Source organism: Rhizobium sp. CC1099 (genome assembly GCF_029714385.1).
Taxonomy (GTDB): Bacteria; Pseudomonadota; Alphaproteobacteria; order Rhizobiales; family Rhizobiaceae; genus Rhizobium.
On sequence record NZ_CP121641.1, the window covers coordinates 3689778 to 3702300 of the forward strand.

At 59.6% G+C, this 12523-nt stretch carries 9 protein-coding genes; 5 read left to right on the forward strand and 4 right to left on the reverse strand.

All coding sequences use genetic code 11. The features are described from left to right. Positions 1-36: 36 nt before the first annotated feature. Positions 37-1575 (reverse strand): aldehyde dehydrogenase family protein, encoded by a 1539-nt coding sequence (locus QA644_RS18445; protein ID WP_283069906.1) that lies wholly within the window; start codon positions 1573-1575, stop codon positions 37-39. A 40-nt stretch (positions 1576-1615) separates the two neighbouring features. Next, the gene (locus tag QA644_RS18450; RefSeq protein ID WP_283069907.1) at positions 1616-2899 is read right to left on the reverse strand and encodes an FAD-binding oxidoreductase; all 1284 of its coding nucleotides are present in this window, start codon (positions 2897-2899) and stop codon (positions 1616-1618) included. A gap of 292 nt (positions 2900-3191) precedes the next feature. Here QA644_RS18450 and QA644_RS18455 point away from each other — a divergent pair, with 292 nt between their 5' ends. The 3 genes from QA644_RS18455 (at position 3192) to QA644_RS18465 (ending at position 5680) form a co-directional block, all read left to right on the forward strand. Then, positions 3192-4085 carry a LysR family transcriptional regulator gene (locus QA644_RS18455; RefSeq protein WP_283069908.1) on the forward strand — a complete coding sequence of 298 codons (894 nt, stop codon included), beginning with the start codon at positions 3192-3194 and terminating at the stop codon, positions 4083-4085. Positions 4086-4156: 71 nt separating this feature from the next. Beyond that, complete coding sequence (locus tag QA644_RS18460) at positions 4157-4393, forward strand: Lrp/AsnC ligand binding domain-containing protein (protein WP_016556708.1); 237 nt, start codon at positions 4157-4159, stop codon at positions 4391-4393. Between the two features lie 120 nt (positions 4394-4513). After that, the gene (locus QA644_RS18465) at positions 4514-5680 is read left to right on the forward strand and encodes a glycosyltransferase family 4 protein (RefSeq protein ID WP_283069911.1); all 1167 of its coding nucleotides are present in this window, start codon (positions 4514-4516) and stop codon (positions 5678-5680) included. Here QA644_RS18465 and QA644_RS18470 read toward each other — a convergent pair. Further along, positions 5656-6534, reverse strand: coding sequence for a glycosyltransferase family A protein (locus tag QA644_RS18470; protein WP_239596497.1), 879 nt, complete (start codon positions 6532-6534; stop codon positions 5656-5658). The two genes, QA644_RS18465 and QA644_RS18470, sit on opposite strands and share 25 nt — an antisense overlap. Positions 6535-6694: 160 nt before the next feature. Here QA644_RS18470 and QA644_RS18475 point away from each other — a divergent pair, with 160 nt between their 5' ends. Together QA644_RS18475 and QA644_RS18480 are read left to right on the forward strand one after the other, a co-directional pair. Further along, a complete protein-coding gene (locus tag QA644_RS18475; protein ID WP_283069912.1) occupies positions 6695-8209 on the forward strand; it encodes a polysaccharide biosynthesis C-terminal domain-containing protein in 1515 nt (504 codons plus the stop codon). Between the two features lie 12 nt (positions 8210-8221). Then, on the forward strand, positions 8222-10078 hold the full coding sequence (locus tag QA644_RS18480) for an alpha/beta hydrolase (protein ID WP_283069913.1): 1857 nt from the start codon (positions 8222-8224) through the stop codon (positions 10076-10078). On the opposite strand, the gene QA644_RS18485 is transcribed toward QA644_RS18480, so the two are convergent. Then, on the reverse strand, positions 10041-12509 hold the full coding sequence (locus tag QA644_RS18485) for a glycoside hydrolase family 2 protein (protein ID WP_283069915.1): 2469 nt from the start codon (positions 12507-12509) through the stop codon (positions 10041-10043). The genes QA644_RS18480 and QA644_RS18485 overlap by 38 nt on opposite strands. Positions 12510-12523 lie beyond the last annotated feature (14 nt).

The window sequence follows — 12523 nt, forward strand, 5'->3', positions numbered from 1 at the left end:
GTCATCGTCCCTTCGGATTCAATGCGGCTCTCTCGATCACTCGACGTCGAACTTGACACCCTGAGCGAGCGGCAGCGTCTTGCCGTAATTGATCGTGTTCGTCGTGCGGCGCATGTAGGCCTTCCAGGCATCCGAGCCGGATTCGCGGCCGCCCCCGGTTTCCTTTTCGCCACCGAAAGCACCGCCGATTTCGGCACCCGACGGGCCGAGATTGACGTTGGCGATGCCGCAATCGGAGCCACGGGCGGAAACAAAGGTTTCGGCTTCACGCATGTCATTGGTGAAGATCGAGGAAGATAGGCCCTGCGGCACGGCATTGTGCAGTTTCAGCACCTCGTCGAAATCCGTGTACTTCATGACATAGAGGATCGGTGCGAAGGTCTCGTGTTCGACAGGACCAGTCTGAGACGGCATCTCGACAAGCGCCGGGCGCACATAGAAGGCTTCGGCAGCGCCGTTTTCGACGCGCTCGCCACCCGTGACCTTGCCGCCAGCCGACTTTGCCTCGGATAGAGCCGACTGCATCTTCTCGAAGGCCGATTTGTCGATCAGCGGACCGACAAGCGTCCCGTTTTCCAACGGATTGCCGATCGTGACCGATCCATAGGCTTTCTGCAGGCGAGGCACGAGTTTGTCGTAGATGCTCTCGTGCACGAAGAGACGGCGAAGCGTCGTGCAGCGCTGGCCGGCAGTTCCCATCGACGAAAAGGCAACGCCGCGCAGAGTGAGATCGAGATCGGCTGTCGGGCAGATGATGGCGGCATTGTTGCCGCCGAGTTCAAGGATCGCACGGGCAAAGCGCTGCGACAGCCGCGGGCCGACGGCGCGGCCCATGGCCGTGGAGCCGGTGGCGGAAACCAGCGGCACCTTCGGGTGATCGACGAGGACTTCACCGACATCGCGGCCGCCAATCAGCAGCGTCGAAAGGTTCGCCGGAGCCTGCCCGCCTTCGGCGACGAAGCGCTTCAGCGCCTTTTCGAACAGCGCCTGTACGGCAAGTGCCGTCAGCGGCGTCTTTTCCGACGGCTTCCAGACTGTGGAATTGCCGCAGACGAGCGCCAGCGCCGCATTCCACGACCAGACCGCGACCGGGAAGTTGAAGGCCGAAATGATGCCGACCACGCCGAGCGGATGCCAGCTTTCCATCATGCGGTGCTCGGAGCGCTCGGTTGCAATCGTTAGGCCGTAGAGCTGGCGCGAAAGGCCGACTGCGAAATCGCAGATGTCGATCATTTCCTGGACTTCGCCGAGACCTTCAGACGTGATCTTGCCGACTTCGATCGAAACGAGGCGGCCGAGCGCCGGCTTCGCCGCGCGAAGCTCTTCGCCAAGCAAACGGACGAGTTCGCCGCGCTTCGGCGCAGGGACTGCGCGCCATTCGGCAAATGCCTTGTGCGCTTCGTCGATCGCCTTTTTGGCATCCGCGACGGAATGTTCCTTGAGTAGGCCGATTTCCTTGCCGGTGATCGGCGAGGCGACACGCAGCGAGCCGCCGGTATAGCGGGCCGCATCGACGCCGAGTTCGGAAAGCAGTTTCTTCGTCTCGGCTGCGAGATCGAGCGTAGCGATGGTCATCGTGTTTCCAACCTTCTTGTTCTTGATTGCGAGCTTTTAGTCAAAAGCGCGCGTCGGCGAAGTGAGCGACCTGGGCGCCGGCTTCGTACCACATTTCCTTGAGCGCGCGGAAACCGGGCTCCCGCAGGTCCGTAACCGGCAAGGGCAGGTCCGCTTCCGCGATCCGGCCCAATATATGGTGTGCCAGCGTACGGCCGAATACCGTGCCAGGCGCAATGCCCCGGCCATTATAGCCGGAGAAGCCAACGGCATTCGGCGCGAACTTGTGAAAGCGTGGTAGCGCATTGTCGGTCATGCCGATCTTGCCGTACCATTCGTATTCGAATTCTACGTCGCCGATCTGCGGAAAGAGCCTCTTCAGCGAGCGTTTCGCCCAGCTTTTGTGAACTGCAGCGCCGGTGTTGCGCAACGCTCCGACACTGCCGAAAACGAGGCGCCCGGCACGATCCATCCGGAATGAGGAGAGGATCTCCTTCGTATCCCAACAGCCTTCGCGACCGGGCAGAATCGATTTGCGCAGATTATCGCTGAGCGGCGCCGTCGCGAAATTGAAATAGGGAAGGTGCACCTGCTCGCAGCGGACCTGTTCCCATGGCCCGGTGCTATAGGCATCCGTCGCGACGATAATCCAGTCAGCGGTCACCCGGCCGCTCTCAGTCTTCACCGTCCATCGGCTGCCGTCTCGTTCGGTTGCGATAACAGGGCTCGATGTATGGATCGAAACGCCCGCCTTGATAGCCGCATGCGCCAAACCTCGAGCATAGGCGAGCGGCTGCAGTGTTCCCGCACGCATATCGAGCAGCGATCCGGCATAGGCGCTGGTGCCAACGCGACGTGCGGTCTCGGCGGCATCAAGCAGCGTCACTGGCGCCGCGCGCGCAGACCACTGCGCAGCACGCGTCTCGATTTCCTTCAACCCATCCGCGCCGACGGCGCAATGCAGCGTACCGTTCTTTTCAAGCTCGCAGGCGATGTCGTGCTTTTCGATCAACTCCATGACAAGGCGAGGCGCCTCGCCGAGCATACCGAGCAGGCGATCGCCGTAGATCTGCCCGAGAGCGCCAGGCAGATCGTCGGGCATCACCCACATGCCGGCATTGATCAGTCCGACATTGCGGCCAGCCCCACCGAAACCGATCTCCTTGGCCTCCAACAGCACGACCTTCGAACCGGCTTCGGCAAGATGAAGACCGGACGACAGTCCGGTGTAGCCGCCGCCGACAATCACCACATCGGCCGACAGGGCGCCCTGAAGCGCCGATGTCTCCGGCGGCAGCGGCGCGGTCTTTTCCCAGAGTCCGTGGGAGCGGGGATCATTCAGCATCAGTCAGTCCATTCCAAGCAAACGCGGCAGCACTCTAGCGCCGTCCACGGCGTTGCGGAAGCAGCCTCAGTCAACGGTTTTCAACTCCAGGCCGACGATCCCCAGCGTCTTCATCACGGCGTCGGGAGAAGCCGACTGGCGCTCGGCATAGAGCTTCAGCTCGTCCTCGACGGTGCTCGGCATCAAAGAACTCCGGGTCATTCCGATTTTGGAGGATAGACGTCTTTACAAAGGCTCCAGCGCCATGAATATCGACATTTTGGAAACACATCATTCTCAGTTGGAATGAACCATGCTGCCTTCGCGACGTTTTCTGCCGTCGATTTCATTGCTCGCCGCCTTCGAGGCCGTCGCCCGAACCGGCAGCGTGACAGCGGCAGCACGCGAACTCGACCTCACCCAGAGCGCCGTCAGCCGCCAGATCAAGGCGCTGGAAGTACAGCTTGGCGCTGAACTTTTTCTTCGCGAACGCCAGACGGTGCGCCTCACGCTTGCGGGCGACAGCTACGCCCGCGAGATCCGCGAAGCACTTCGCCGAATTTCCAGCGCATCGCTGAACCTGCGCGCTAATCCGCATGGCGGAACGCTGAACCTCGCCATCCTGCCGACCTTCGGCACCCGCTGGCTGGCACCACGCCTCGGCCGGTTCCTGGACCAGAATCCGGGCGTTACGATCAATCTCGTCACCCGGCTCTCCTCCTTCGATTTCCGGCTCGATTCCATCGACGCCGCTATTCACTTCGGCCATCCGCATTGGCCGGGAGCGGAATTGACCTTCCTGATGTCCGAAAAGACGGTTGCTGCCTGCAGCCCCGCCTTCCTGAGGCAGCACGGCATCACCAAAGCTGAAGACCTGCTGGATGTTCCCCTATTGCATCTGACGACCCGCCCTGACGCATGGGAGCGGTGGTTTGCCGATAACGGCGTCGCCTTCCAAAACGTACACGGCATGTTGTTCGACCAGTTTGCGACGGCGGCACAGGCAGCGATCACCGGCCTCGGCGTCGCGCTGCTGCCGACATTTCTCATTCAGGACGAGCTGAAGCGCGATGATCTTGTCGCGGCGATCGGCCGGGAAGTGGAAAGCAGCGAAAGCTATTATCTCGCCTGTCCTCCCGAGCGGGCCGACTATGCGCCGCTTTCAGCCTTTCGCGGCTGGATCACCGCAGAAGCCAAAGCGGGATGATGGAACGGCTTGCATCGCAAGAGCGCTTTCGAGCATTATGCGCCAATCAGAATATTTCGCAGGAAACTCCCATGAAACCCATTTTCGTCCAGCTCCAATGCGCGCCCGGCAAGACCTACGAGGTTGCCGACGCGATCTACCAGACCGAACGCGTTTCGGAGCTTTATTCGACGAGCGGCGATTACGACCTGCTTCTCAAGGTCTATATCGAGGAGGGTCAGGACATCGGCAAGTTCATCAACGACAACATCGCCAATATCCCCGGCATTGTTCGCTCGCTGACGACGCTGACCTTCAAGGCCTTCTGACAGATACGATTAACCTTCTTCCGCAACAATCGATCCGCCGGTCTCCCCGTAAACCCCGCTTTAACGCCATCCATTATCTGGTCAAAGCCGAGTTGCGGCCATGTGGCCGGTAGGTGAACGATGTCAGCAGTGGAAACAGAGACAGTCACATCGGTGCCGCAGTCAGCTGCTGCACCACTGATCGTGCATGTCGTACGCCAGTTTCTGCCCAATCGCGGCGGACTCGAAGATGTTGTCGCCAACCTTGCCTACCAGACGATCAAACACGGCTACCGCGTCCGCGTCATAACGCTCGATTCGCTCTTCACGTCGCGGGACAACAAACTGGCCGCCCATGAGACGATCGACGGTATCGAGGTCGTCCGCATCCCCTGGTCGGGCAGCCAGCGCTATCCGATTGCACCGCAAGTCTTTCGCCACCTGGGGGACGCCGCCGTCATTCACGTGCACGCGATCGACTTCTTCTTCGATGCATTGGCCCTGGGACGCTTCCTGCACGGCAAGCCGATGATCGTGACCACCCATGGCGGCTTCTTCCACACTCGAAAATACGCCACGATCAAGAAGCTTTGGTTCCAGACCCTGACACGCATGTCGGCAAGGGCGTACAAACGCATCGTCGGCTGCAGCGTCTCCGATCTGGAACAGTTTCGCAAAATCTCGCCAAGAACGAGCATCCTGATCGAGAACGGCGTGGACATCGGCAAATTCGCCGACAGCGCATCTCAAAAGCCACGACGCCGCATCATCACCATCGGCCGCTTTTCCATCAACAAGCGGCTGGACCATCTGCTGGATGTCATGATCATCCTGAAAGCACGCAATCTTGAATGGCACCTCGACATCGTCGGCTCTGAATCCGACCTCAAGGAAGCAGACTTGCGGCGAGAAATCCAGGCACGCGCGCTCGACACGACCGTGACGCTGACTGTTTCACCGGACAACGATTCGATCGCCCGCCTCATTCGCAGCGCGTCGCTTTTCGCTTCCGCCTCTGAATATGAAGGCTTCGGCCTCGTCGCCCTCGAAGCCATGAGTGCTGGCCTTGTGCCGGTACTCAACGGAAATGCGGCCTATTGTGGTCTGGCCGCAAAACACCCGTTGCTACGCCTTGCCGACTTTTCCGATCCGCAAGCCGCGGCTGATACCTTGGAGTCGGCTCACCTTGCTCTTCCAATTGATCCGGCAGGCATTCGCCTGACACTGATGCAGGAAGCCGGCCGGTATTCGTGGCAAACGGTGGCGGGGCGCTATTTCAGCGTCTACGACTCGGTCCTAAGCGACTGATCAACGCCGTTCCATTTCGGCCAAGCCTTGTACCCTTCGACGATCCCTTTGAGCCATGCTCGCTTGAATGCCGCTTCATCCGCATTAAAGCGGAAGCGCGCAACAAGCCAGCCGATCGCCGGGCGTGCAATTCTGTAGGTCACGTACGGCAAGGAAAAATCGTGCTTGCGCAGCAGCGCACCGAAACCGCGGCCATATTTTCGAGCGCGTTCGATCTGCTGGGTACCGATCACGCTCACAACCTGATCGTGATGGACGATGAGATCCGGGAAGTACATGAGTTTTTGGCCGGCACCGACGAAGCGCAGCAGGAGATCGGCCTCCTCTCCGCTTTGAAACGGCGACGCCGACCCAACGCCCAGATTCTCGTCGAAGCCGCCGATTGCACAAAGCGTTTCACGACGAACGAAGATGCCGTTCGAATTGCCGCAGCGAAGATAAGTCCGGCGGGATATCTCTACGCTGCGATCACCCGTCGGGCTAACGGAAGGCTTGCCATCCGCATCAAGCGTTCGTCCCGTTACGATCGAAAGCGCGGGATTTTCTCGAAAGAGCCGCGCGGCGATTTCCAAGGTAGCGGGCTCGTACCAGCAGTCGTCGTCCGGAAAGCACACATAGGTTCCGGATGCTTTCGCAATTCCGTTATTGCGCGCATGCGAAAGCCCGCGCCCCGAGCGTAGATGGTGAATGGGAAAGGAGGAAGCGAAGCGTTCCACCAGATCGAATAGCCGGTCATCTTCATTCTGATCAACCAGAATGATTTCAAAGGTCTTCAGCGTCTGCCTTGCCAAGGATCCAAAGAGACGCTCGAGTTGATCGAAACGATCAACGGTACAGACGATGAGGCTGAACAATCGATACCCCTGAAGGCAGAAGCCGGCAAATTGCGGTGATTTTCATACCGACCACCGGTGCGACGTTTAACTGGACTTTAAGCGGCAAATATTAAGGTATCTGAAATAGACACTTCACAATGCGCTGTGGTCTCCGGGAAAAGGAAAAGCGGTAGTATTCATGGCGAAGAGCATAATGGCAAACTCGGCGCTCAATGCGGCAGCAGGCCTGACCCTGCTTGCGACGGGTTTTGCATGTTCGATCATTGCCGCGCGGCTGCTCGGCCCGGAAGCAAACGGGATTATCGCATTTTCCCTGTGGCTGGTAACGACCGGAGCGCTTGTCGCCGAACTCGGCACTGGCGTCATGCTTCTGCGCATCCTGCCGCAACTGCGGGCTAAGGGCAGATCCTACGAAGAACGCCGTAGCTTTGCCGCCTATCTCGTACGGCCAACGATCGTTGCGTCGCTGATAGTGCTCGCCGTTTATTCCCTGGTCTATTTCGAAGCCGAGCAGCTTCATTGGGCCGTCGGCGCCCCGGCCGTGATTGTCATCACCGGCGTCCTCTTCCTTTTCCAGTCGATCGGCGCTTACACGAAGAACTATCTCATCGGGGAACAGAATCTCGCGCCTTATTTTCTGCTGACGATCGCAAGCTCCGTCGTACAGGTCGTCATCGTGCTTGCAGGCGCGCTGCTGTACGGCGTTAGCGGCGCCTTGGCCGGTTATGCAGCCGGTCAGTTCCTGATGTTCCTCTTTACGCTCAGGATTGCCTCGGTGCGCGCAAGCTCGTGTGGTATCGGCGTGGGTTATCTTGCGAGTTCTTCGTTCATTCTGTCCTTGGAATACGCGAATACATCGATCTTCCTAAATCGCATCGAGTTTTTTTTCCTGCAGAAGGATTGGGGCGTGGAGGCTGTCGGCTATTATGCCGTCGGCTTGTCGCTGGCCAATCTCGCGCTGCAGCTTCCCGTCCAACTGAGCGGTAGCCTTATTCCCTATTATTCGGAAAAAATTCATTCCAGTCCCAACGGCAAACTCCCTGCAAGCATTTTTGAAGGCGTCGTTCGAAGCATTGCATACATCACGCTGCCAATGAGCTTCGGCCTTGCCGCTATCGCCAAGCCGCTCGTCGTTGCAATCTTCGGCCAGCCTTTCGCGCCGGCGGGCGGTACAGTCGCCATCTTGGCGCTGACGGCCATACCTTACGTCTTCACGCAGATTTGCACGCAATATCTGTATTCCGTCGATCGAATTCGTGAACGCCTGATGATCGGAGGCATAGCCAGCCTCGTACTCGCTGTGGGCTGTTTTGCCGCCGTGCCCTGGTACGGCGGAGAAGGTGCCGCGGCAATCCGTTTTCTGGCATTTACGGTCATGTGCATGTTGATGGTCGCGCGGATCGACCTCGACGGCTCGATCTACCAAATGTCGATCCCGATTCTCCGCATCGCCGCTGCCGCGGCCCTTTGCGGGGCGACAGCATATGGAGCGATCCATTTTGTTCCAGGAATTGGCGGGCTTGTTGTTGCGGTTATCGCAGCAGCAGGCGCCTATGGGATCGCCCTACGCCTGCTGAACGCCGTTCCGGCTGCTGATATTGCGGTGATGGAACAGATCGTCAATCGCCTGCCGAAGCTGGCGCATCCATTAGCATTTCATGCGCTGGCGCTGCTCACGCCGCGCAGAATATGACGAGGAATGAAAATGAGCACGGGGCTGGATACCAACAAAAGCAAGACAACGCAAAAAGCTGCCGCAGCAGCCGAGCCGGTGACATTTGCCGGCACAATCGGCCTTTACGCACCTGCCAGTCAAGCCGCGCGCAAATCCACGGCCGTTCTCTTTGTCAGCCCCTGGGGATTTGAGGAAATGTGCACCCGCAAGTTCTTCCGTATCCTGGCGGAAGAACTTGCCGAAGCGGGTGTGGCAAGCCTGCGCTTCGACTACGCAGGAACCGGCGACGCGCTGGAGGTAACGGACCATAGCCGCGGCCTAGCCGTCTGGCTCGAAACGGCGGAGCAGGCTGCAGCGCAGCTGAAATCGCTTTCCGGCTGTGACAGCATCATACTTGTGAGCCAGAGTCTCGGCAGCACGATCGCTGTCTATCTGGCGCAAAGGCTCGGTGGTGTCGAGGGCATTGCATTGATGGCACCCGCAATCTCCGGCCGGCTCTATCTGCGTGAACTCTCCGTATGGTCGAAGATGATCGACGACGGAATGGGCGTTGCCGAAAGCCAGCGCGAAACACAGGGCGTATGGATCGCCGGCCTTCGTATGTCGGACGAAATCGCCGCGGAAGTTCGCAAAATCAACCTCATGGAGCTTTCGAAGCTCGACGCAAAAAACTGCTTGGTGCTGACGCGCCCGAACCGTTCGGCCGACGAAGATTTTGCCGCCCATGTCAAGGACCTGCATCCGGCCACGCGGGAAGCTGTCTATCGCGGCTATGACGAACTCGTCTTCAACCCGACGATCGCAACGATGCCGGTAGAGACCGGCAATCACATCGTCGAATGGGTGAAATCGATTTCCGGTTCTCAGAGGGGGACATCAACGCGAAGGCAACGCCCGACGGCACCGCTTACAACCGCCGAGTTCACCGAGACGCCGCTGCGGTTTGGAAAAGCTGGCGAACTCTACGGCATTCTTTGCGAGCCCACGGCTCCGCGTCGTGGTGCAACCGCGATCATCTTGACAACGGCTTACGACCGGAATGCGGGCTGGGGCCGCACATCCGTAAAAATGGCGCGCGCGCTTGCCCGCGACGGCATTCCCTCGCTGCGCTTCGACAATGCGAATGTCGCAGATAGCCCGCCCACCCCGGGCGCGCCAGAGCAGGTGCTCTATTTCAAAGGACAGAACGATGAGATCACAGCGGCCCTCGATCTTCTGGAATCATCCAAGCTGTTGCCTGCCGTGCTTGTCGGCCGCTGCAGCGGCGGTTACCTCGCTTTCCAGGGCAGCCTCTGGGATGAACGCTCCAGCGGCTTGATTGCCGCCAATCCCTATGTCTTCCACTGGTCCGGTAGGCTCACGGTCGACGCATCGCTTCGCCATGTGCCGCGCTCGCTCGAAACGTACCGCCTGAAGCTGCTGCAGTTCGAAACCCTAAAGCGGTTGTTGCGCGGTGAAATCGATGTCCCGCGGGCAATCAGAAATTTCATGACCTCTCTGGTGCGACGAGCGATCAGGCTAAGCCGTCCGATGCTGGATTTTCTGCCGGTCCGATCCGAGGAGCGGACCGCAATTCTCGATCTTTTCCAGTCCCTGAAAGCCCGCAAGGTTGACGTGTCGCTGATCTATACCGCCCATGATACCGGTCTTGAGCAGTTCAATGATCATTTTGGCAAGAATGGCTCATATCTGAAACGCTACGGCAACGTTAGGCTCAACATCATACCGGAAGCCGATCATAACCTTACACAGGCACATGCTCAGTCCTTCTACCTCCAGGAGGTCCGCTCCATATCGCTGAAGATCGGGACGCGCCAGGCAACACCGCATGAGGACCGCAGCCACGCCGTCAGATCGCCAAAATACGCGAACCTCCCAACGTCCTGATTTCACCAGAGGGCGCCTCGCCCTTCGTCGCGCCCGCAAGGCCATGCAGTGGGACGCGTTTGACCGAACCTGGCGCCAGATGAAACCAATCGTCGGCTGCACGGTAATTCGGGACATCAACGTGTACGGACTGCGCAAAGCGATCGGCCTGCAGCTCAAGGGTCCAGTTCCCGCCATCTTCTACCGCCTTCACATCGATCGCGGCATCGTGAAACGCCTTCGACCGTCCGAGCGGGAAATGGAATGCTTCGGCAAGCAGCCCGCCATCGGCGGAGCGCAGCCGCGCGACGGTTACGTCATGGGAAGGTGGACCGAAACGGAAAGCATAGGTCGTGTCGAAAAATGCACCGAAGAGCTCGGTCGCGGCGAGCTTTTCGGTGGATCTTGGCGCAAGTATCAGTGCCTGGCTGCCGCTGACGGCTCTCTGCTTGCCGTCTCGCAGGCAGACGACTTCAAGCTCAACCGGCAAGCTTTCCCCGGTTTCGTTGATGACATGCACGTCAAGGCCGTTCGTGCCCTCGTCCGTCAGCAGCACTTGAATCGGGCGGAAGGCGCGGCGCATGGCAAACCAAACCGGTTTCGGCTCACCGGTGGAATCGACAACGCCCCAACCGGGACCAGGCAGAATATCCTGAAGCGTCCAGACAAGAGCACCGTTGCAGTTTGAACCCTTGCGCCGCCATTCGGCGAAGGTTTCCGTCAGAACCTCGCCCGTCACGGCGCGAGACAAATCGAGATAGCGCTCCGGATTTTCCCGGCGCAGCGCCGCTGGGTCGACGTTATAAAGTTCCTTCAGGTAGAAGTCGCGAACATCCTCGAAATCCCAGGAGGCGCCGCGATCCCGCGGAACGCGAGCTTTCCACAGCGGACTATGGACTGCCGGGACATCCAGATGCCGCTGCAATGTCTTTTGTTGCGGTGCATGGGCGAAGGCGAGGGTTTCTGCAGCAAACCGGACGTCGGCGCGGCGAGCATCCTCCAGCGGGCGCATATAGGCACCAATGCCGTAATAGTGCGTGACGCCGGTATTTGGCGAGAAAGGCATGGCCCCACCGTGAGGGGAGTTCGGCACGTAGGGCACGTCGGGGCGCATACGCTCTGCAATCGCCGGGATGACGTCCTCCGTCAGCGGTCCGCGCCAGAATTCCTGCGGCAACCCAAGCATCGCCGCCTGTTGATAAATCTCGCTTCCGCCGCAAAGAACCGCGAGCGAAGGAGAAGCCTGCACTCCATGGATAAAACCCTCGACTTCGGCATGAACGTGGCCCGTGAAGGCCTTGTCGCTTCGCGGATAGTCGAAATTGGCGAACATGAAGTCCTGCCAGACAAGAATGCCGAGCTCGTTGCAAAGCTCGAAGAACTCTGGCGTTTCATAAGCCATCGTGCCGCCGATGCGGATCATGTTCATACCGGCGCCGGCAGCAAGGCGCAGAAAGGGCTCGTAGTCCGCGCGAAAACCCGGCAGGCGAACGATATCGGCCGTCGTCCAGACAGCACCGCGGCAGAAGACGGGCTCGCCATTTACCCGAAGGCCGAACCCGTCGCCGTCGACGCCACGATCGATTTCAATCCGCCGGAAGCCGGTCTTTCCGAGCGAGTATTCGGTGCCGTCCGAAACGAGCGTCAGTTCGTAAAGATGCGGGGTCCCGTGCGTATGCGGCCACCACGGCGTGACCTCCGGCAGCTTGAGGATCGCCGAATAATGATTTCCGCCGATCTTCTCAAAGCCTTGCTCCACCTCTCCGCAGCGAAGCAGCATCTCGGGATTTGCGGCATCCGCGTGCAACGAAACGCTGAGGCGGCCGACGCCATTTTCCAGCACAGCCCGGATCGAGACATTATCGATCGACATCACGCTGCGGCGAACAAGCGTAATCGACCGCCACGGCCCGACAGCATGAATTTCCGGGCACCAGCCAGGCATGTGCCCAAGCAGCGTCGTACGAAAGTTCTTGAGCCCCTGCGGCGCGATCATCTGAGGACGCCAGCGGGCGCGGGCTCCGGGCTCGCTCAGACGGGGACCGAGCGCACGGAAACAAAGGACCAGGTCATCGCCGCCCATAAGCGTGACCGGGATTTCATGCGCCGTGAACATGCTCTCGGAAGAGAGGATTTCCTGCCCGTTCAGAAAGACATGGCAGAGCGTCGCAAGCCCGCCGAAACGAAGGATAACATCGCCAGGCTGGGCGTCGAAGAGCCGGCAGACGTACCAGGCGTCTTTCGTATTCAGCGGCTCCGGATTTTCGCGATCGAAGAGACCGGCGCGCTCCAGAGCGTCAGCCACAGTGCCGGGAACAGGTGCTGCAATGAACCTCGAAGACGGCGGGATGTCATGCGGCGTCAAGCAAGCTCCCGGTTCCGTCAGAACCAGGTTCCAGCCTTCGGAAAGCAGGGTCTCTTCCGCACCGACGCTCGCCAACCGCCCCCCCATGCACAAGCTCCCGG

What these genes read in the sequence shown, in the direction of transcription:
- QA644_RS18475 (WP_283069912.1), top strand. Translation starts at nt 6,695, where the DNA reads ATGGCGAAGAGCATAATGGCAAACTCGGCGCTCAATGCGGCAGCAGGC.
- QA644_RS18485 (WP_283069915.1), bottom strand. Translation starts at nt 12,509, where the DNA reads ATGGGGGGGCGGTTGGCGAGCGTCGGTGCGGAAGAGACCCTGCTTTCC.
- QA644_RS18480 (WP_283069913.1), top strand. Translation starts at nt 8,222, where the DNA reads ATGAGCACGGGGCTGGATACCAACAAAAGCAAGACAACGCAAAAAGCT.
- QA644_RS18450 (WP_283069907.1), bottom strand. Translation starts at nt 2,899, where the DNA reads ATGCTGAATGATCCCCGCTCCCACGGACTCTGGGAAAAGACCGCGCCG.
- QA644_RS18460 (WP_016556708.1), top strand. Translation starts at nt 4,157, where the DNA reads ATGAAACCCATTTTCGTCCAGCTCCAATGCGCGCCCGGCAAGACCTAC.
- QA644_RS18465 (WP_283069911.1), top strand. Translation starts at nt 4,514, where the DNA reads ATGTCAGCAGTGGAAACAGAGACAGTCACATCGGTGCCGCAGTCAGCT.
- QA644_RS18445 (WP_283069906.1), bottom strand. Translation starts at nt 1,575, where the DNA reads ATGACCATCGCTACGCTCGATCTCGCAGCCGAGACGAAGAAACTGCTT.
- QA644_RS18455 (WP_283069908.1), top strand. Translation starts at nt 3,192, where the DNA reads ATGCTGCCTTCGCGACGTTTTCTGCCGTCGATTTCATTGCTCGCCGCC.